20 protein-coding genes and 1 riboswitch are annotated in these 18,554 nt (G+C 58.1%); of the genes, 8 read left to right on the top strand and 12 right to left on the bottom strand.

Features of this window, described 5'->3' with window-relative positions:
- Positions 1-57: 57 nt before the first annotated feature.
- A complete protein-coding gene (locus L463_RS11740) occupies positions 58-1,164 on the top strand; it encodes an ABC transporter permease (RefSeq protein WP_017384932.1) in 1,107 nt (368 codons plus the stop codon).
- Here the strand turns inward: L463_RS11740 and L463_RS11745 are convergent.
- Positions 1,126-1,536: a YbhQ family protein gene (locus L463_RS11745; protein WP_003858499.1), complete on the bottom strand. Its 411-nt coding sequence runs from the start codon at positions 1,534-1,536 to the stop codon at positions 1,126-1,128. The two genes, L463_RS11740 and L463_RS11745, sit on opposite strands and share 39 nt — an antisense overlap.
- A 133-nt stretch (positions 1,537-1,669) precedes the next feature.
- Here L463_RS11745 and L463_RS11750 point away from each other — a divergent pair, with 133 nt between their 5' ends.
- Genes L463_RS11750 through L463_RS11760 form a run of 3 tightly spaced genes read left to right on the top strand, consistent with a single transcriptional unit; the run spans position 1,670 to position 4,628 of the window.
- Positions 1,670-2,431 (top strand): endonuclease/exonuclease/phosphatase family protein, encoded by a 762-nt coding sequence (locus L463_RS11750; RefSeq protein ID WP_032673172.1) that lies wholly within the window; start codon positions 1,670-1,672, stop codon positions 2,429-2,431.
- Positions 2,428-3,666: a cardiolipin synthase ClsB gene (gene clsB, locus L463_RS11755; protein ID WP_032102646.1), complete on the top strand. Its 1,239-nt coding sequence runs from the start codon at positions 2,428-2,430 to the stop codon at positions 3,664-3,666. The genes L463_RS11750 and clsB overlap by 4 nt, the downstream gene beginning before the upstream one ends.
- The gene (locus L463_RS11760; protein ID WP_003858505.1) at positions 3,666-4,628 is read left to right on the top strand and encodes a lysylphosphatidylglycerol synthase domain-containing protein; all 963 of its coding nucleotides are present in this window, start codon (positions 3,666-3,668) and stop codon (positions 4,626-4,628) included. The genes clsB and L463_RS11760 overlap by 1 nt, the downstream gene beginning before the upstream one ends.
- A 77-nt stretch (positions 4,629-4,705) precedes the next feature.
- Here the strand turns inward: L463_RS11760 and L463_RS11765 are convergent, their stop codons facing one another.
- The 6 genes from L463_RS11765 to moaA all read right to left on the bottom strand — a co-directional run bounded on the left by L463_RS11765 (position 4,706) and on the right by moaA (position 8,179).
- Positions 4,706-5,413, bottom strand: coding sequence for a Bax inhibitor-1/YccA family protein (locus L463_RS11765; protein ID WP_015571081.1), 708 nt, complete (start codon positions 5,411-5,413; stop codon positions 4,706-4,708).
- 58 nt (positions 5,414-5,471) lie between these two features.
- On the bottom strand, positions 5,472-5,924 hold the full coding sequence (gene moaE / locus L463_RS11770) for a molybdopterin synthase catalytic subunit MoaE (protein WP_015571082.1): 453 nt from the start codon (positions 5,922-5,924) through the stop codon (positions 5,472-5,474).
- A 1-nt stretch (position 5,925) separates the two neighbouring features.
- Positions 5,926-6,171 carry a molybdopterin synthase sulfur carrier subunit gene (moaD, locus tag L463_RS11775; RefSeq protein ID WP_003858510.1) on the bottom strand — a complete coding sequence of 82 codons (246 nt, stop codon included), beginning with the start codon at positions 6,169-6,171 and terminating at the stop codon, positions 5,926-5,928.
- Complete coding sequence (gene moaC / locus L463_RS11780; protein ID WP_032102645.1) at positions 6,164-6,649, bottom strand: cyclic pyranopterin monophosphate synthase MoaC; 486 nt, start codon at positions 6,647-6,649, stop codon at positions 6,164-6,166. Before moaC ends, moaD begins: the two co-directional genes overlap by 8 nt.
- Before the next feature lie 3 nt (positions 6,650-6,652).
- Positions 6,653-7,165, bottom strand: a complete 513-nt coding sequence (gene moaB, locus L463_RS11785; RefSeq protein WP_032102644.1) for a molybdenum cofactor biosynthesis protein B — start codon at positions 7,163-7,165, stop codon at positions 6,653-6,655.
- Positions 7,166-7,189: 24 nt separating this feature from the next.
- Entirely contained in the window at positions 7,190-8,179 is a 990-nt protein-coding gene (gene moaA / locus L463_RS11790) for a GTP 3',8-cyclase MoaA (protein ID WP_032102643.1), read from the bottom strand.
- Positions 8,167-8,300, bottom strand: a riboswitch (molybdenum cofactor riboswitch). Its footprint overlaps the gene before it by 13 nt.
- Before the next feature lie 226 nt (positions 8,301-8,526).
- Between moaA and yvcK the strand changes: the two genes are divergently transcribed.
- The gene (yvcK, locus tag L463_RS11795) at positions 8,527-9,435 is read left to right on the top strand and encodes a uridine diphosphate-N-acetylglucosamine-binding protein YvcK (protein ID WP_023299636.1); all 909 of its coding nucleotides are present in this window, start codon (positions 8,527-8,529) and stop codon (positions 9,433-9,435) included.
- A 78-nt stretch (positions 9,436-9,513) separates the two neighbouring features.
- Here yvcK and uvrB read toward each other — a convergent pair whose 3' ends face one another.
- Positions 9,514-11,529: an excinuclease ABC subunit UvrB gene (gene uvrB / locus L463_RS11800; RefSeq protein ID WP_015571085.1), complete on the bottom strand. Its 2,016-nt coding sequence runs from the start codon at positions 11,527-11,529 to the stop codon at positions 9,514-9,516.
- A 748-nt stretch (positions 11,530-12,277) separates the two neighbouring features.
- On the opposite strand from uvrB, the gene L463_RS11805 reads away from it, so the two are divergent.
- Positions 12,278-13,000 (top strand): ABC transporter ATP-binding protein, encoded by a 723-nt coding sequence (locus tag L463_RS11805; protein ID WP_032102640.1) that lies wholly within the window; start codon positions 12,278-12,280, stop codon positions 12,998-13,000.
- On the opposite strand, the gene bioD is transcribed toward L463_RS11805, so the two are convergent.
- From bioD to bioB, 4 genes are read right to left on the bottom strand one after another with little or no spacing between them, the layout of a single operon-like run.
- The gene (gene bioD / locus L463_RS11810) at positions 12,963-13,664 is read right to left on the bottom strand and encodes a dethiobiotin synthase (RefSeq protein WP_072203934.1); all 702 of its coding nucleotides are present in this window, start codon (positions 13,662-13,664) and stop codon (positions 12,963-12,965) included. The genes L463_RS11805 and bioD overlap by 38 nt on opposite strands.
- A complete protein-coding gene (bioC, locus tag L463_RS11815; protein ID WP_032102638.1) occupies positions 13,657-14,412 on the bottom strand; it encodes a malonyl-ACP O-methyltransferase BioC in 756 nt (251 codons plus the stop codon). Before bioC ends, bioD begins: the two co-directional genes overlap by 8 nt.
- Positions 14,396-15,553: an 8-amino-7-oxononanoate synthase gene (bioF, locus tag L463_RS11820; RefSeq protein WP_032102637.1), complete on the bottom strand. Its 1,158-nt coding sequence runs from the start codon at positions 15,551-15,553 to the stop codon at positions 14,396-14,398. Before bioF ends, bioC begins: the two co-directional genes overlap by 17 nt.
- Positions 15,550-16,590, bottom strand: coding sequence for a biotin synthase BioB (bioB, locus tag L463_RS11825; protein WP_032673171.1), 1,041 nt, complete (start codon positions 16,588-16,590; stop codon positions 15,550-15,552). The genes bioF and bioB overlap by 4 nt, the downstream gene beginning before the upstream one ends.
- A 68-nt stretch (positions 16,591-16,658) precedes the next feature.
- Between bioB and bioA the strand changes: the two genes are divergently transcribed.
- Together bioA and L463_RS11835 are read left to right on the top strand one after the other, a co-directional pair.
- Positions 16,659-17,966 (top strand): adenosylmethionine--8-amino-7-oxononanoate transaminase, encoded by a 1,308-nt coding sequence (gene bioA, locus L463_RS11830; RefSeq protein ID WP_015571089.1) that lies wholly within the window; start codon positions 16,659-16,661, stop codon positions 17,964-17,966.
- A gap of 47 nt (positions 17,967-18,013) precedes the next feature.
- Positions 18,014-18,490 carry a kinase inhibitor gene (locus L463_RS11835; protein WP_003858531.1) on the top strand — a complete coding sequence of 159 codons (477 nt, stop codon included), beginning with the start codon at positions 18,014-18,016 and terminating at the stop codon, positions 18,488-18,490.
- The last annotated feature ends 64 nt before the right edge of the window (positions 18,491-18,554 follow it).

Below are 18,554 nucleotides of genomic sequence, written 5' to 3'. Positions count from 1 at the left end.
CCATCGGATTTTGTAGGTCGGGTAAGCGCAAGCGCCACCCGACAGGAGGACGACGCGATGTTTCACCGTTTATGGACATTGATCCGCAAAGAGCTGCAATCCTTGCTGCGCGAGCCGCAGACCCGCGCCATTCTGGTGCTGCCGGTGCTGCTTCAGGTTGTACTGTTTCCGTTTGCCGCCACGCTGGAGGTCACCAACGCCACCATCGCCATTTACAACGAAGACAACGGCAAGCATTCCGTCGAGTTGACGCAGCGTTTCGCCCGCGCCAAAGCCTTTACCCATGTCCTGCTTCTGGAAAGCCCGCAGGCGATCCAGCCCACCATCGACACGCAGAAAGCATTATTGCTGGTGCGCTTCCCGGCGGACTTCTCCCGCAACCTGGACACATTCCAGACCGCGCCGATGCAGCTGATCCTCGACGGACGTAACTCCAACAGCGCCCAGATTGCGGCGAACTATTTGCAACAGGTGGTGAAGGATTACCAGCAGGAGCTGATGGCGGGCAAACCCAAACCCAACAACAGCGAACTGGTGGTGCGCAACTGGTACAACCCGAACCTGGACTACAAATGGTTTGTGGTGCCGTCGCTGATCGCCATGATCACCACCATTGGCGTGATGATTGTCACCTCGCTGTCCGTGGCGCGCGAACGTGAGCAAGGTACGCTGGATCAGCTGCTGGTCTCACCGCTCGCCACCTGGCAGATATTTGTCGGCAAGGCGGTGCCGGCACTGATTGTCGCGACGTTCCAGGCCACCATCGTGCTGGGGGTGGGAATATGGGCGTACCAGATCCCGTTTGCCGGATCGCTGGCGCTGTTTTACTTCACGATGGTAATTTACGGCCTGTCGCTGGTGGGGTTTGGGCTGCTGATTTCCGCGCTCTGCTCAACGCAGCAGCAGGCGTTTATCGGGGTGTTTGTCTTTATGATGCCGGCGATCTTGCTTTCAGGGTACGTTTCGCCAGTGGAGAACATGCCGGTGTGGTTACAGGATTTGACGTGGATAAACCCGATTCGTCACTTCACGGATATCACCAAGCAAATCTATCTGAAGGATGCGAGTCTGGATATTGTATGGGGAAGTTTGTGGCCGCTACTGGTCATCGCGGCCACAACGGGCTCAGTGGCCTATGCGATGTTTAGACGAAACATCGCGTAGTTTTTTCTCTTTGGTGAGCAATGACACCACCGCAGGCCCTGCGAGGATAGCCAGACCCGCCAGGGCCAGCAGCAGGTTGTTTTGCAGCACGCGTGACAACAGCCACAGGACGATCATTGCCGCACCAAAATACCAGGTGGTGGTGAGCTCTTCGAGCACATCACCCACTTCACGCCAGCGCGCGTCGTGGTGACGCTGTAAAAACAGCATCGACAGCACGGTCACGCCGTAAACCACGCATAACCCTAAGCCGACACGCACCAGCGTGCCGCTCATCCAGCCCATCACCAGTACGGCCACGACCAGTAAATGCAACATTATCTGCCAGCAACTCAAACCGGTTGCGACACGAACGCGTTGTTGCCACTTCATGGCTTCTCTCCTGAAGGATTTTTCTCTGCTAATTCAGACTACCGCACTTTACGGAAAATTCCGTAACGCCGCATCTTTTTGTGACGCCTACTACACTTTATTTTCATCGGGATAGTCACCCAGGAAGGTGTTTATGAGCAAAAAAACGCAGCATTTCTCGCTTAAGGTGCTGACGATAAACATTCATAAGGGCTTCACAGCATTTAACCGCCGCTTCATTTTACCGGAGCTGCGCGACGCGGTACGCACCGTCAGCGCCGATATTGTCTGCCTCCAGGAGGTCATGGGCGCGCACGAAGTGCACCCGATGCATTTCGAAAACTGGCCCGACACGCCCCATTACGAATTTCTGGCGGATACCATGTGGAGCGATTACGCCTACGGGCGCAATGCGGTCTACCCGGAGGGGCATCACGGTAACGCGGTGCTGTCGCGTTTTCCTATCGAGCATTATGAGAACCGCGACGTCTCCGTTGGCGAGAGCGAAAAACGCGGGCTGTTATACTGTCGTATCACCCCCCCGGCGCTCGATTTTCCCATTCATGTGGGCTGTATTCATCTTGGCCTGCGTGAAGCCCACCGTCAGGCCCAGCTACAGATGCTGGCAGACTGGACCAATGCGCTGCCGGAGGGCGAGCCCGTAGTGGTGGCCGGTGATTTCAACGACTGGCGACAGCGGGCCAACCATCCGCTGAAGGTGAAGGCGGGGCTGGAGGAGATCTTTACCCGCTCACGCGGTCGTCCCGCGCGGACGTTTCCGGTGCGCTTCCCCCTGCTGCGCCTTGACCGCATCTACGTAAAAAATGCCCACGCCAGCAGCCCGACGGCGCTGGCTTTACTCAACTGGCGACATCTCTCCGACCATGCCCCACTCAGCGCGGAGATCCACTTATGAAATGCACATGGCAGGAAGGTAACCGTATTACGCTGCTGGAAAATGGCGATAACTTTTATCCGGCGGTTTTTGAGGCGATTAGCCACGCACATCAGAAAGTCTTTCTGGAAACGTTTATCTGGTTTGAAGACGACGTGGGCAGGCAGTTGCACAGCGCACTGCTGCATGCCGCCCGTCGCGGTGTAAAAATCGAGGTTCTGCTCGACGGATATGGTTCGCCGGATCTCAGCGAGGAATTTGTTAACGAGCTCACCGCCGCAGGGGTGGTGTTCCGCTATTACGATCCCGGCCCGCGTCTGTTCGGCATGCGCACCAACCTGTTCCGTCGAATGCACCGCAAAATTGTGGTGGTGGATGAAACAGTGGCCTTCGTTGGCGGCATTAACTACTCCGCCGAGCATATGTCGGATTACGGTCCCGAAGCTAAACAGGACTACGCGATCCGTATCGAAGGACCGGTGGTTCAGGACATCCAGCTGTTCGTGCTGGAAAACTTACCCGGCAAAGAGGCCGCTCGCCGCTGGTGGCGACGCCGTCATCGCCCGGAAGAGAACCGCAAGCCCGGCGAGGCGCAGGCGCTGTTCGTCTGGCGGGATAACGAGGAGCACCGGGACGATATCGAGCGTCATTACCTGAAGATGCTGGCGAACGCGAAGCGCGAGGTGATTATCGCCAACGCCTATTTCTTCCCCGGTTACCGGATTTTGCACGCCATGCGCAACGCGGCCCGACGCGGCGTGAGCGTGAAGCTTATCGTGCAGGGTGAGCCCGATATGCCGATTGTGAAGGTCGGCGCGCGTCTGCTCTATCGCTATCTGGTCAAAAGCGGCGTGCAGATCTATGAATATCGCCGCCGCCCGCTGCACGGCAAAGTCGCCGTGATGGATGACCACTGGGCGACCGTTGGCTCCAGCAACCTCGATCCGCTGAGCTTATCGCTCAATCTGGAAGCGAACCTGATCATCCACGATCGCCAGTTTAATCAGACCCTGCGCGATAACCTTCAGGGTCTTATCAATAAAGACTGCGTGCGTGTGGATGAGTCCATGGTGCCGAAACGGAGCTGGTGGAACGTGGGCATCGGCGTGGTGGTGTTCCACTTCCTGCGCCACTTCCCGGCCATGGTGGGCTGGCTGCCCGCGCATACGCCGAAACTGGCGCTGGTGGATCCGCCTGTGCAACCCGAAATGGAAACCCAGGACCGCGTAGAGGCGGAAGATGGAGGGAAAACCTGATGTCGAAATCTCATCCTCGCTGGCGGCTGGCGAAAAAAATCCTGACCTGGCTGTTCTTCATTGCCGTCGCGGTCCTGCTGGTGGTGTATGCCCAGAAGGTGGACTGGGAAGAGGTGTGGAAAGTTATTCGCAACTACAACCGGACAGTCCTGCTGGGGGCCGTTGGGCTGGTGATTGTGAGCTACCTGATGTACGGCTGCTATGACCTGCTGGGACGTGCCTACTGCGGACATAAGCTTGCCAAACGGCAGGTTATGCTGGTGTCATTCATCTGCTACGCCTTTAACCTGACGCTGAGCACCTGGGTGGGCGGGATTGGTATGCGCTATCGCCTGTACTCCCGCCTTGGCTTACCGGGCGGCACCATCACGCGTATTTTCTCCTTAAGCATCACCACCAACTGGCTGGGGTATATCCTGCTGGGCGGGGTGATTTTCACCATCGGCGTGGTGCAGCTGCCTGCGCACTGGTACATCGATGAGGCTACCCTGCGCATCCTGGGCATCGTACTGCTGCTGATCATCGCCGCCTACCTGTGGGCCTGCGCCTTTGCCAAACGTCGTCACATGACCATTAAAGGCCAGAAGCTGGTGCTGCCGTCATGGAAGTTTGCCGTCCTGCAAATGGTGGTTTCCAGCGCTAACTGGATGGCGATGGGGGCCATTATCTGGCTGTTGATTGGCGAAGATGTGAACTACTTCTTCGTGCTGGGCGTGCTGCTGGTAAGCAGTATTGCCGGGGTGATTGTGCATATTCCGGCGGGTATTGGCGTACTGGAGGCGGTGTTTATCGCGCTGCTTGCGGGGGAGCATGTGTCTCACGGGACGATTATCGCCGCCCTGCTCGCGTACCGCATGATCTACTACTTCCTGCCGCTGGCGCTGGCAACGGTATGTTATCTGGTGCTGGAGAGTCGGGCGAAGAAGCTGCGCGCGAAGAACGAGAAGGCAATGGCAAAATAAAAGCAAAACGGCAACGAAGTTGCCGTTTTGAGAACCGCAGGCCGGGTAAGGCGAAGCTGCCACCCGGCAAAACAAGCTTAACGACGGTTGCCGAAAATACGCAGCAGCATCAGGAACAGGTTGATGAAGTCCAGATAAAGCGTCAGCGCGCCCAGAATCGAGTATTTGCGCAGGTTTGAACTGTCGCGAACATCAATTTGTTCACCGATGTTTTTCAGCTTCTGGGTGTCGTAAGCGGTTAAGCCCACGAAGATCACCACCCCGATATAGGTCACCGCCCACATCAGCGCGTCACTCTTCAGCCACAGGTTCACCAGCGACGCCAGCACAATCCCAATCAGCCCCATAAACAGCATGTTGCCGAAGCCGCTCAGGTCACGTTTGGTGGTGTAACCGTACAGGCTCATCACACCGAACATCCCGCCGGTCACCACAAACGTGCTGGCGATGGAAGAGTAGGTGTAAACGATGAAAATACTGGAAAGCGTCAGCCCGGTCAGCGCCGAATAGAGCATAAACAGCGTGGTCGCCATACCCGCACTGAGCTTGTGCACCAGCCCGGAGAGCACGAACACCAGCGCCAGTTGCGCAATAATCAGCCCAAAGAAGGTGATTTTGCTTGAGAAGATAAACATCATCAGTTCAGGCGTGTTTGCCGCATACCACGCGATAAACGCGGTAAGCAGCAGGCCAACCGTCATCCAGCCATACACCTGAGCCATGTAGGTTTGCAGCCCGCTACGGGTCTGCTGAACTATCGAATCGGAACGCGGAAATCGGTCCATGATTCACTCCTGATTAAGTAAACACACACGTTAAGAGTAACACATCCGCGTAAACCAACTACCAACGGCTGGCGGCATGCTTATCGCTGTCGCGTGATTCCACCCAGCGCTCACCTTCCGGCGTCGCTTCACGCTTCCAGAACGGCGCTTTGGTTTTAAGGTAATCCATGATGAACTCCCCCGCCGCAAAAGCACTCCCGCGATGGGCGCTGGTGACGCCGACAAACACAATCTCTTCGCCGGGCCACATTTCGCCGATGCGATGGATAACCGTAACGCGCCCCAGCGGCCAGCGGCCTCGCGCCTCTTCCACAATGGCCGCCAGCGATTTTTCGGTCATTCCCGGATAGTGCTCCAGCGTCAGCGCTTTTACGCTGTCCCCGAGATTATGATTACGCACTTTCCCGGTAAACGTCACGACCGCGCCGTCTTCGTCGCGCCCGGCCAGCCAGTCATATTCCGTGCCCACGTTAAAACGCTCATGGCCGACCAGAATTCGGGTTTCCGTCATCTTAACCCCCTGTGACCGGCGGGAAGAAGGCCACTTCGTCCCCATCGGCCAGCGGGTGGGTCAACTCCACCAGCGTCTGGTTCACGGCGGCCAGCAGTTTGCCTTCGTCCAGCGCCAGCGCCCAGCGGTCGCCTTGCGCCGCCAGATGCGCACGCAGGGCGGCGACATTTTCGAAAGAGCCGTCCAGCGTCAGGCTGTCGGTATTGACCAGCTCACGGACCTGGGCAAAAAAGAGCACCTTAATCATGGCTTTCCACCTTAAAATCACCGGATTTGCCGCCGCTTTTTGCCAGCAGACGCACCGGGCCAATCACCATATCTTTCTGCACCGCTTTACACATGTCGTAGATGGTCAGCGCCGCCACGGAGGCCGCCGTCAACGCCTCCATCTCCACGCCGGTTTTGCCGGTTAAGCGGCACAGGGACTCGATACGCACGCGGTTATGCTCCGGCTGCGCCTGCAAATTTACCTCCACTTTGCTGAGCATCAGCGGATGGCAGAGCGGGATGAGGTCCCAGGTACGTTTAGCGGCCTGAATACCGGCGATGCGGGCGGTGGCAAACACATCACCCTTGTGATGGCTACCGTCGATAATCATCGCCAGCGTCTCCGGCAGCATGGTGACGAACGCTTCAGCACGCGCCTCGCGCACCGTTTCGGTTTTGGCGGAGACATCCACCATATGCGCTTCGCCAGCGGCGTTTATGTGGGTCAGTTGTGACATAGCTTATTTCTTTAAATGGGGATGGAAATTACACGGACGGGTACGGGCATCCAGCTGCGGGGCAATAATGTTTTCCCACGCGGTGCGGCAGGCTTTGGTCGACCCCGGCATGGCGAAGATCAGCGTCTTATTCGCCATCCCCGCGACGGCACGGGACTGAAGCGTAGAGGTGCCAATCTCTTCAAAGGAGAGCATGCGGAACACTTCGCCGAAGCCTTCCACTTCGCGATCGAACAGCGGGAGCAGCGCTTCCGGCGCCTGGTCGCCTGCGGTAAAGCCGGTGCCGCCAGTGATCAGCACAACCTGGACGTCATCACCCGCAATCCACTGTGAGACCTGAGCGCGAATGGCGTAACGGTTTTCTTTGACGATCGCTTTATCAACAATCTGGTGTCCGGCTTCGTGTGCCGCCTCGCGCAGCCAGTGGCCGGAGGTATCATCCTCTTCACCACGACGTTCGGAAACGGTAAGAATAGCAATGCGTGTCGGGATAAATTCCGCGCTTACCTGACTCATCTTCTGGTTCCTTCTAAAGCCTGATTACCCGCCGATATAGGACAGGTTCTGAGTAATGCCGGTGTTGCCCTGATGCAGGAAATGGGTCTGCTTTTTGTGCGTCAGCGCCTCGGAAATACGTGCTTCAAGCGCGTCCTGCTGGGCGTCATCTTCCAGCAAATCGCGCAGATCGACGCCGCCATCCCCGAACAGGCAAAGATGGAGCTTGCCGACGGAGGAGACGCGCAGGCGGTTGCAGCTGGCACAGAAGTCTTTTTCATAGGGCATGATCAGGCCGATTTCGCCTTCATAATCCGAATGACAAAAGACCTGCGCCGGGCCATCGCTGCGCTGGCGGATCTGGTGGATCCAGCCGCGTTTCAGCAGTTCGTCGCGCAGAACCATGCCGGAGATATGATGGCGACGGAACAGCTCACTGCCCTCCCCGGTCTCCATCAGCTCAATAAAACGCAGTTGAATGCGGCGCGGTTTGATCCACGCCAGGAAAGTGTCCAGCTGATGGTGGTTCACATCACGCATCAACACGGTATTGACTTTGACCTTGTCGAAACCGGCGGTGAACGCGGCATCGATGCCGTCCATCACCTGCTGGAACTTATCCTGGCCGGTAATGGCGTGGAACTGACGGGCGTCCAGGCTATCGACGCTGACGTTGATCGCCGTCAGCCCCGCATCGCGCCAGTTCGCCACGTCACGCGCCATGCGGTAACCGTTGGTGGTCACCGCGATCTGGCGGATACGTTCGTTTTCACGCACGGCGGCAATGATGTCAGGGAAATCACGGCGCAGGGAGGGCTCTCCCCCGGTAAGACGCACTTTTTCCGTGCCAAGTTCAGAGAACGCGCGCGTGACGCGGCGTACTTCATCCACGGAGAGAAAGCCATTATTGGTGACGCTGCCCGGCTTGTAGCCATCGGGCAGGCAGTAGGTGCAACGGAAGTTACACACGTCGGTAATCGACAAACGTAAGTAGAAAAACTTACGCGCGAAAGCATCAGTAAGTTGTGAAGCCATGTACACCTTTCCAGATCGGGAGGCACAGTCATTTCTTTCTGTACCCTGGTGGCAAATCCGCCACGGCCAGGGCGCCATATCTCTCGACACAGGCGCCAGGGCTAGAGTGTATGTTTTCAGTTTTGAAAACGTGGTTATGGCGATAGTAGCGTGGAAATCGCCACTTCGCCATTGTCGCTTTTCGCTATATAAATTTATATATAACGATGTTATCGTGCATTTTCACTACAGAATACGCAAAAACAGCGCTTTCGCATTGATATACGTCATTATGGTTTGTGAGAGGCATCGTCTTTTAGGAGTAGTTGCGTTACTGTGACGCAAGCTTAACAGGATAAGGAATAGGTATGCGCAATCGCACTTTTGCGGATCTGGACCGTGTGGTCGCTCTTGGCGGAGGTCACGGTCTGGGACGAGTGATGTCGTCGTTATCGTCACTGGGCTCGCGCCTGACGGGCATCGTGACAACAACGGACAACGGCGGCTCAACCGGGCGGATCCGACGCGCTGAAGGCGGGATTGCCTGGGGTGACATGCGCAATTGCCTCAACCAGCTTATCACGGAGCCTAGCGTGGCCTCGGCGATGTTTGAGTACCGTTTTGGCGGGAATGGTGAACTTTCAGGCCATAACCTTGGAAATCTGATGTTAAAGGCGCTGGATCACCTGAGCGTGCGCCCTCTGGAAGCGATCAATTTAATTCGTAACCTGTTAAAGGTGGATGCATTCCTGATCCCGATGTCCGAACAGCCGGTGGATTTAATGGCGATCGATGCCGACGATCACGAAGTGTATGGTGAAGTGAATATCGACCAGCTTCTTCTTCCGCCAAAAGAGCTAATGACCTACCCCAGCGTACCCGCAACGCGTGAAGCGGTAGAAGCGATTGGCGAGGCCGATCTGATCCTGATTGGGCCGGGAAGTTTTTATACCAGCCTGATGCCGATCCTGCTGGTGAAAGAGCTGGCGCAGGCGCTGCGCAGAACGCCTGCGCCCATGGTCTATATCGGTAATTTAGGCCGCGAACTCAGCCCGGCGGCGGCAAGCCTGTCGCTGGCGGATAAGCTGGACCTGATGGAACAGTACGTTGGTAAGAAAATTATCGATGGTGTCGTGGTCGGGCCGAAAGTGGATGTATCGGGGATTGGCGATCGCGTGGTGGTGCAGGAGCCGCTGGAAGCCAGCGATATTAAATATCGCCACGACCGCCATCTGCTGCGCGAGGCGCTGGAGAAGGCGATTCAGGCATTAGGTTAGGTTCGTTTTGTGCGGCCTGATGCCCTCACCCCGGCCCTCTCCCACAGGGAGAGGGAGAAAACGCCACCGGGCAAAAAACTACGATGCCGCAATAAACAGATCCCGCAGCTGATGCAGCTGATCGCGGATTTGCGCGGCCTCTTCGAACTCCAGGTTCTGCGCGTGCTGCATCATCTGCCCTTCCAGCTCGTGGATCTTCTGCTGCAACGCTTTCGGCGTCAGCGCGACGGTATCCTCTTCCACCACTGAACGGGCCTTGCCGCGGCCTTTCGCTTTGGTCTTCGCAATGTTCTGACCCAGCGCCAGGATATCCACCACCTTCTTGTTCAACCCCTGCGGCGTGATGCCGTGCTCTTCGTTGTAGCGCTGCTGCTTCTCGCGACGACGTTCCGTTTCGCCAATCGCTTTGGCCATCGACGGGGTGATTTTATCCCCGTACAGGATCGCCTTCCCGTTGACGTTACGCGCGGCGCGGCCAATGGTCTGGATCAGCGAGCGCTCGGAACGCAGGAAGCCCTCTTTGTCCGCGTCCAGAATCGCCACCAGCGACACCTCAGGCATATCCAGCCCTTCTCGCAGAAGGTTAATGCCGACCAGCACGTCGAACTCGCCCAGACGCAGATCGCGGATGATCTCCATACGCTCCACGGTATCGATATCCGAGTGCAGATACCGCACCTTCTCGCCGTGTTCTTCCAGATACTCCGTCAAATCTTCCGCCATACGTTTGGTGAGCGTGGTAACCAGCACGCGCTCGTTGATGGCGGAGCGGGCACGTATTTCCGAGAGCAGATCGTCCACCTGCGTCGCCACCGGACGCACCTCGATAATCGGATCCAGCAGCCCGGTCGGACGCACCACCTGGTCCACCACGTCATCACCGGATTTTTCCAGCTCGTAGTTGCCCGGCGTGGCCGATACGTAGATGGTCTGCGGAGCAAGCGCCTCAAATTCTTCAAACTTCATCGGACGGTTGTCCAGCGCTGACGGCAGTCGGAACCCGTACTCCACCAGCGTCTCTTTACGCGCGCGGTCACCGCGGTACATCCCGCCGATCTGGGGGATCGTAACGTGGGATTCGTCGATCACCAGCAGGCCGTCCGCCGGAAGGTAGTCAAACAGCGTCGGCGGCGCTTCGCCCGGCCCGCGCCCGGAGAGGTAGCGCGAGTAGTTTTCGATGCCGGAGCAGTAGCCCAACTCGTTCATCATCTCCAGATCGAACTGGGTACGCTGGCTCAGGCGCTGCTCTTCCAGCAGCTTATTGTTCGCCAGCAGCACTTTGCGGCGGTCCGCCAGCTCGGTTTTGATCTCTTCCATCGCCTGCACAATACGCTCGCGCGGCGTTACATAGTGCGTTTTCGGGTAGATGGTGAAGCGCTGGATCACCGACTCGACGTGACCGGTCAACGGATCGAACAGCGACAGGCGTTCAACCTCTTCGTCGAACAGCTCCACGCGCAGCGCCATATCGTCCGACTCCGCCGGGAAGATATCAATCACCTCGCCGCGCACGCGGAAGGTCCCGCGCTGGAACGCCTGATCGTTACGGGTGTACTGCAACTCCGCCAGACGGCGCAAAATCGCACGCTGATCGATGATCATCCCCTGCGTCAGGTGCAGCATCATCTTGAGATAGAGATCCGGATCGCCCAGGCCGTAGATCGCCGACACCGAGGCCACCACCACCACATCACGACGCTCCAGCAGCGCCTTGGTCGCCGACAAACGCATCTGCTCGATATGTTCGTTCACCGAGGCATCTTTCTCGATAAACGTGTCGGAGCTGGGAACGTAGGCTTCCGGCTGGTAGTAGTCGTAGTAGGAGACGAAATACTCCACCGCGTTTTCCGGGAAGAACTCTTTCATCTCACCATACAGCTGCGCCGCCAGCGTTTTGTTCGGCGCGAGAACCATCGTCGGACGCTGGAGATCGGCAATGACGTTGGCAATGGTGAAGGTTTTGCCCGAACCGGTAACCCCCAGCAGGGTCTGGTGCGCCAGCCCGTCCTCCAGCCCCTCTTCCAGGCGACGAATAGCCTCGGGCTGATCCCCGGAAGGACGGAAAGCAGAATTCAGTTTAAACGGTTTACTCATGGGCGACGACCTGATGACAGAATAAGCGGCAGGTGAGTAATTTTACTCGTTGTGGCCAGGATTGCCAGTAAAAAACACTGGATGAAAAACCAGTAGCGTGTCAGGATATTTAGCGTAGCGCAGAGAGGATTAGTGCGTTCGCGAGCCAAATTTCGACTGTGACAAAATAAAACACCAGCCTCAGGGGGTTATCCCCAGAACTATTACTTTTTTAACATTTGTCAAGGGCGGTTATGAAAGTTTTATGGCAACAGGTCTCGCTGGCGTTGAGGGAATTGCTTTTATCTAATTCGTTAAAAAATAAAGACTAATTTATTAAGCCGCGTTTCGCATCAATTTGGTTGTAACCCGCGTATTCTCTCGCTTATCGCGGGTTTTCTAACTCTAATGCACAAGGTTATCCACAGGAATAGTGGATAACTGCCTCCAGCCCGTACAGCATGCACTCCAGCAAATTCCCGGTTTTTCCCACGAAGCGGCAGTAAAAAATTTTTATCACTCTTTTTTGCCTGGAAAACGTTCATTTTTTCATAAGCGACTGGCGAGATCTTAATCACAATTCTGTCATTTCTCCTGCACCACAATTCGACATACGCAGCACCGGGAGTGTGCAATTCGTATAAACGTTCAGCTTTTGATAGTGAGTTATTCCTAAAAATGGCCTTTTTTTAATCATTATGAAGTTCCTGGCAGGCGTTTTGCAGACATCACTCTGTGCATCACCCCACACATTTTTAAGGAGAGAAAGATGTTGAGTCTGCGTGCTGTAAATCAGTTTTACGGAAGCCAACATACGCTATGGAACGTGAATATCGATTTCCCGCAAGGCATCTGTACGGGCATTGTTGGCCTGCCTGGCATGGGCAAATCCACGCTTATGAACTGCATTACCGGAAAGGTGCCCGTCGAGAGCGGCACCATCATCTGGCATGAGGCTGGCGCGCCGCCGCATAACTTGCTCAACCCTGCGTCAGCATTCCCGGCGCCGCCGACGATAGGCTACGTCCCGCAGGATCGGCGAATATTTTCCCAGCTCACCGTCGATGAAAATCTGCATATCGCTATGCGGGCGACGGGGAAACCCGACCCGGCATCAAAAAGTGACGTGTATGCCCTGTTTCCGGAGCTCTATCCGCTGCGACAAAGCCGTGCCTCTGCGCTGTGCCCTGACGACCAGTATCAGCTGGCCCTCGCCAGTGCGCTGGTTAATCGTCCGCGCGTGTTGATTCTGGATGAGCCCATGCATGGCGCAGGGCACGGTTTCGCGCGCAGGCTGGGGCAGTTGCTGGTGCGGTTGAATCGGGAGCTGGGAATGACGGTGCTGTTAGCGGAGCAACAGCTGTCGTTTATCCGCCGGGTAGCGGATCGTTTCTGCATGCTCTATCGCGGGCGTAACGTGGCACAGGGCCACGTTAACGAGCTGGATGACGACCTTATTGCGCACTGGATGGCGCGGGACATAAGGCGCTGAGGTTGAGATAGCGTCCGGTTTCCGCCTGCTCTGCGCCGTCGGCAAGCCACGGGATCTCGCCGAGAAACGGCGCGGGCAGCACCCGCTTCAGCGTCGCCAGATACTCAGCATGACGTTTACCCGGCGCTACCACGTCATTGGCAATCCACCCTGCCAGACGCAACCCGGCCTGCTGCACGGCCTGGGCGGTCAGCATGGCGTGATTGATACAGCCAAGCTTCACGCCAACCACCAGAATGACCGGAAGCTGCTCGGCCTGCACCCAGTCAGCAAATGTCTGCTCGTCGGACAGCGGGGTAAACCAGCCGCCAGCCCCCTCCACCAGCACCCAGTCGGCCTGCGTTTCCAGGACGCGTAACCCGGAAGAGAGCACCGAAAAATCAATCGGACGATCTTCATCGACGCTGACGATGTGCGGCGAGGTGGGTTCAGCAAAGGTATAGGGGTTCACCGCAGAATAGGCCAGCGTAAGGCTGCTGTTACGCTGTAGCGCCAGCGCATCGGTATTACGTAAGCCTTCCGGCGTCATCTCGCTGCCGGAGGCTACGGGCTTATACCCGGCCGTAGTTTTCCCCAGCAGACGCGCCGCCTGCAACAGCGCGGCGCTGGCAACCGTTTTACCGACTTCAGTGTCCGTGCCGGTAACAAAATAACGTTCAGTCACGTTCAATAATCCCATGAAAAAGATGATAAGAGAGCGGGAACCGGCCCCGCTCCTGCGGCCAGGCCAGCTCGAGACGCTGGAGTTGGCCACGGGTAAGGGGTTTCTTCTCCCGTCCGGCGTGCAGGTGCGTCGCGCCTATGCCCTTAAGCGATCGCATGGCGCTTAACGCATCGCTAAATTCGAGGGTGACGGTCTGGACCATGCAGCGATAGCGCCAGCCTGCCAGCGCCTGAGTGACCTGTTGGTGCGAGAGAAACCGGTTGGCGTGCGGCTGCGCATCCACTGCCCTCCACGCCTGATTCAGCTCTGGCAACGAACTTTCCAGCAGGGTGGTAAAGGCCACCGCTCCGCCGGGCCGCGCCACGCGGTATAGCTCGCGTAGGGCCTGCGGCAGGCTGGCGCACCACTGCACCGCCAGATGGCTCCAGACGAGGTCAAACAGCGCATCCTCCAGCGGGATGGCCTCGATATCGGCCACCAGATAACGGTCTGCTGACTGCTGCTGGCGGGCCTCATCCAGCATCTGCGCGGATAAATCCAGCGCCGTGACGTGGCTACCCGTTGCGCGCCAGTAGCGGCTATTGCCGCCAGGCCCGCAGCCAGCGTCGAGCACCTGCGCAAAACGCCCCTCACCGAGCGCGGCCAGCAGCCCGCGGGCGCTCAGGCGTTGCAGCTCATCGTGCTGTGAATAGCTTTGCGCTGCCCGGCCAAACGCGGCGGCAACGGCCTGTTTATTGACAGGAGACATACAGTGCCTCCAGAAGCGTATCGATATCCTGCGGCTCGTGCGCTGCCGTGAGCGTCAGACGCAAGCGCGCGGTGCCTGGCGGCACGGTGGGTGGGCGGATCGCCGTGACCCACTGCCCCCGCTCTCGTAGCGCCTGTGCCAGCATCAGCGCCCGATGGTTTTCACCCACAATCACGGGCTGAATGGCGCTGTGCGAGTCGGTAAGCCGGTAAGGCAGTGCGCTTACCCCCCGGCGAAAACGCTGAATATGGTCGGCCAGGCGCGCCCGGCGTTCAGCGCCGTCTTCGCCGCGGATCACCGCAAGCGACGCAGAGAGCGCCACGGCCTGCGCCGGGGGCATGCTGGTGCTGTAGATCAGGTGCCGGGCGAACTGCACCAGGTAATCGGCCACCGGCTCGCTGCACAACACCGCGGCGCCGCTGACGCCAAAGCCTTTGCCGAAAGTGACCACCAGCAGTTCCGGCCTGACGCGTTGCTGATGCGCGCTTCCGCGCCCCTCCTCGCCGGTGACGCCAATACCGTGGGCATCGTCGACCAGCAGCCAGGCGTTCTGCTGTTTTGCGACGTCATGCAAGGTGGCAAGGGGCGCGCTGTCGCCGTCCATGCTGAATACCCCTTCCGTCACCGCCAGCTGAAGCCCTGAACAGGGTTTACCCAGCAGGACGTTCAGCTGAGAGGCATCGTTATGGGCAAAACGCCGCAGCTGCGCCGGGCTGAGACTGGCCGCTTCAAGCAGGGACGCGTGGCTCAGGCGGTCCGCGATGATGCGGTCGTCTTTGCCCATCAGGGCGGCAATCACCGCCTGATTCGCGGCAAAACCGGAGATAAACAGCAGCGCCCGCGGGTAGCCCAGCCAGTCGGCCAGCTCTTCCTCCAGCGCCTGATGCGCCGTGGTGTAGCCGCTGACGTGCCCGGAGCCACCGCTGCCCACGCCGTAACGATCCGCGCCCTGCTGCCAGGCGCGAACGATCTGCGGGTGCTGGCTCAGGCCCAGATAATCGTTGCTGGAGAAATTACAGAACCGCTCTCCTTCCCGGGAGAGAAAACGGCCTGCACCGTTTTCCACTACCCTGCGCACCCGAAACGCATCCGCCGCCCGCCGCTCGTCGAGCGCGGTCCTGATACGTGCCTGCCAGGTCATTCGGCTGCCGCGTTGTAGAACTGGTCGGTGTCGGCATTAAAAATCTGCTGCTCCAGCTGCTGCTGTTGCTCGTTATCCCCCGCCTGTACCTCGGTCTGGTGTGGGTTCAACCCCAGCTTGCGGAACAGCTGGACATCTTTGTCCTCTTCCGGGTTTGGCGTGGTCAGCAGTTTGCAGCCGTAGAAGATGGAGTTGGCCCCGGCCATGAAGCACATCGCCTGGGTCTGCTCGCTCATCTGCTCGCGACCGGCAGAGAGGCGAACGTAAGAGGTCGGCATCATGATGCGCGCCACCGCGATGGTGCGGATGAAATCGAAGGCATCCACGTCCTCGTTATCCGCCAGCGGCGTCCCTTTTACCTTCACCAGCATGTTGATGGGCACGCTTTCCGGCGGGGTCGGCAGGTTTGCCAGCTGTAACAGCAGGCCGGCACGATCTTTTACCGTCTCGCCCAGTCCCACGATCCCGCCGGAACAGACCTTGATCCCCGCATCACGCACTTTATCCAGCGTGTCCAGACGCTCCTGATAGGTGCGCGTAGTGATGATGTTGCCGTAAAACTCCGGCGAAGTATCGAGGTTGTGGTTGTAGTAATCCAGCCCCGCCGCCGAGAGACGCTGCGCCTGCTCCTCGTTCAGCGTGCCCAGGGTCATGCAGGCTTCAAGCCCCATCGCCTTCACCCCCTTCACCATCTGCTCCAGATAGGGCATGTCGCGGTCATGCGGATTTTTCCACGCCGCGCCCATGCAGAAGCGGGTCGAGCCAGCGTTTTTGGCCTTGCGCGCGGAGTCGAGCACCTGCTCGACTTCCATCAGGCGCTCGGATTCGAGACCGGTTTTATAGCGCGCGCTTTGCGGGCAATATTTGCAGTCTTCCGGGCAAGCCCCGGTTTTGATCGACAGCAGCGTGCTGACCTGAACATGACGCGGATCGAAGTGCTGGCGGTGCACCTGTTGCGCCTCAAACATCAGCTCCAGGAAAGGTTTGTTGAATAATTCAGTGACTTGCGACATCGTCCAGCGTGCGTGGTGAGCCATCGGGCTTCTCCAAAGGGTTTTGTTAATTGTCGGTTCGGTTTATACTTGTAAACCTAAAACTTTTCAAAATGGTTTACAAGTCGATTATGACCCAGGACGATCTCGCCTTCGACAAGCAGCATATCTGGCACCCTTACACCTCCACGACCCGCCCCCTTCCCGTCTATCCGGTAGCCTCGGCCCACGGCTGCGAGCTGCATCTTGCCAGCGGCGAGCGGCTTGTTGACGGGATGTCCTCCTGGTGGGCGGCGATCCATGGCTACAACCACCCGCGACTAAACGCGGCGATGAAAGCGCAGATTGACCAGATGTCACACGTGATGTTTGGCGGGATCACGCATCAGCCCGCGGTGGATTTATGCCGTCGCCTGGTAGCGATGACGCCTGAATCGCTGGAGTGCGTTTTCCTGGCCGACTCCGGCTCGGTGGCCGTGGAAGTGGCGATGAAAATGGCGTTGCAGTACTGGCATGCGAAGGGCGAAACGCGCCAGCGGTTCCTTACCTTCCGCAACGGCTATCACGGCGACACTTTCGGCGCGATGTCGGTATGTGATCCGGACAACTCCATGCACAGCCTGTGGAAAGGCTATCTGCCGGAAAACCTGTTTGCGCCAGCCCCGCAGAGCCGCTTCGACGGCGAATGGAACGAGATGGACATGGTGGGCTTCGCGCGGCTGATGGCGGCCCATCGTCACGAGATTGCCGCCGTTATTCTCGAACCGATTGTGCAGGGCGCGGGCGGAATGCGGATGTACCATCCCGAGTGGCTGAAGCGCATTCGGAAGATGTGCGACCGCGAAGGGATCCTGTTGATTGCCGATGAGATCGCCACCGGCTTTGGCCGCACCGGGAAATTGTTCGCCTGTGAGCATGCGGGGATCGCGCCGGATATTCTGTGCCTGGGGAAAGCGCTCACCGGCGGCACCATGACTCTCTCCGCCACGCTTACCACCCGCCAGGTTGCCGATACCATCAGCGACGGCGACGCGGGCTGCTTTATGCACGGCCCGACGTTTATGGGCAACCCGCTGGCCTGCGCCGTGGCAAGCGAAAGCCTCGCCATTCTGGAAAGCGGCGCATGGCAGACGCAGGTGGCGGCGATTGAGGCGCAGCTGAAGCAGCAGTTAAGCGCGGCGGCGGAGGCGGAATACGTCGCGGACGTCCGCGTACTGGGCGCCATCGGGGTAATCGAGACAACGCATCCGGTGAACATGGCCGCGTTGCAGCGCTTCTTCGTTGACCAGGGCGTGTGGGTGCGACCTTTCGGTAAGCTGATTTACCTCATGCCGCCTTACAGCATTTCTGCGGATCAGCTCCGCAAGCTGACCGGGGCAGTGGTTGAAGCCGTTAACACTTCAGCGCATTTCGCGATTTAACCCCATGCGTTACACTTTCTGAATGAGTGAGTAACGAGGGAAATCGGATGAAAATCATCAGTAAAGATTTGCGCGACGGCGAAAAGCTGCCGGAACGTCACGTGTTTAACGGGATGGGTTATCAGGGGGATAATATCTCTCCCCATCTGGCGTGGGACGATGTGCCAGCGGGAACCAAAAGTTTTGTCGTGACCTGCTACGATCCGGATGCGCCAACCGGGTCGGGCTGGTGGCACTGGATCGTGGCAAACCTGCCCGCCGACACGCGCGTGCTGCCGCAGGGCTCCGGTTCCGATCTGGTTGCTCTGCCTGACGGTGCGATTCAGACGCGCACTGACTTTGGCAAAGCGGGCTACGGCGGCGCGGCGCCGCCAAAAGGGGAAACGCACCGCTATATCTTCACCGTGCACGCGCTGGATGTGGACAAGATTGAGGTCGACGAAGGGGCGAGCGGCGCGATGGTAGGCTTTAACGTGCATTTCCATTCGCTGGGTAGCGCGTCGATTACGGCGATGTATTCGTAATCGTGCGGGCTGATGCCCTCACCCCGGCCCTCTCCCACAGGGAGAGGGAGAAAACCTAACAATT

Origin of the sequence: Enterobacter sp. BIDMC 27, assembly GCF_000534415.1 — a bacterium.
GTDB lineage: Bacteria > Pseudomonadota > Gammaproteobacteria > Enterobacterales > Enterobacteriaceae > Enterobacter > Enterobacter hormaechei_C.
The sequence above is the reverse complement of the archived record's forward strand: the minus strand, read 5'-3'. Positions and strand labels throughout refer to the sequence as shown.

Bases quoted from the DNA above. Each gene is read 5' to 3' on its own strand.
- L463_RS11750 (WP_032673172.1), top strand. From the start codon at position 1,670: ATGAGCAAAAAAACGCAGCATTTCTCGCTTAAGGTGCTGACGATAAAC.
- L463_RS11805 (WP_032102640.1), top strand. From the start codon at position 12,278: ATGTTGAGTCTGCGTGCTGTAAATCAGTTTTACGGAAGCCAACATACG.
- L463_RS11765 (WP_015571081.1), bottom strand. From the start codon at position 5,413: ATGGACCGATTTCCGCGTTCCGATTCGATAGTTCAGCAGACCCGTAGC.
- clsB (WP_032102646.1), top strand. From the start codon at position 2,428: ATGAAATGCACATGGCAGGAAGGTAACCGTATTACGCTGCTGGAAAAT.
- L463_RS11740 (WP_017384932.1), top strand. From the start codon at position 58: ATGTTTCACCGTTTATGGACATTGATCCGCAAAGAGCTGCAATCCTTG.
- L463_RS11745 (WP_003858499.1), bottom strand. From the start codon at position 1,536: ATGAAGTGGCAACAACGCGTTCGTGTCGCAACCGGTTTGAGTTGCTGG.
- moaA (WP_032102643.1), bottom strand. From the start codon at position 8,179: ATGGCTTCACAACTTACTGATGCTTTCGCGCGTAAGTTTTTCTACTTA.
- L463_RS11760 (WP_003858505.1), top strand. From the start codon at position 3,666: ATGTCGAAATCTCATCCTCGCTGGCGGCTGGCGAAAAAAATCCTGACC.
- bioF (WP_032102637.1), bottom strand. From the start codon at position 15,553: ATGACCTGGCAGGCACGTATCAGGACCGCGCTCGACGAGCGGCGGGCG.
- moaD (WP_003858510.1), bottom strand. From the start codon at position 6,171: ATGATTAAGGTGCTCTTTTTTGCCCAGGTCCGTGAGCTGGTCAATACC.
- bioC (WP_032102638.1), bottom strand. From the start codon at position 14,412: ATGTCTCCTGTCAATAAACAGGCCGTTGCCGCCGCGTTTGGCCGGGCA.
- bioA (WP_015571089.1), top strand. From the start codon at position 16,659: ATGGTTTACAAGTCGATTATGACCCAGGACGATCTCGCCTTCGACAAG.
- L463_RS11835 (WP_003858531.1), top strand. From the start codon at position 18,014: ATGAAAATCATCAGTAAAGATTTGCGCGACGGCGAAAAGCTGCCGGAA.
- bioB (WP_032673171.1), bottom strand. From the start codon at position 16,590: ATGGCTCACCACGCACGCTGGACGATGTCGCAAGTCACTGAATTATTC.
- moaB (WP_032102644.1), bottom strand. From the start codon at position 7,165: ATGAGTCAGGTAAGCGCGGAATTTATCCCGACACGCATTGCTATTCTT.
- uvrB (WP_015571085.1), bottom strand. From the start codon at position 11,529: ATGAGTAAACCGTTTAAACTGAATTCTGCTTTCCGTCCTTCCGGGGAT.
- moaE (WP_015571082.1), bottom strand. From the start codon at position 5,924: ATGACGGAAACCCGAATTCTGGTCGGCCATGAGCGTTTTAACGTGGGC.
- yvcK (WP_023299636.1), top strand. From the start codon at position 8,527: ATGCGCAATCGCACTTTTGCGGATCTGGACCGTGTGGTCGCTCTTGGC.
- moaC (WP_032102645.1), bottom strand. From the start codon at position 6,649: ATGTCACAACTGACCCACATAAACGCCGCTGGCGAAGCGCATATGGTG.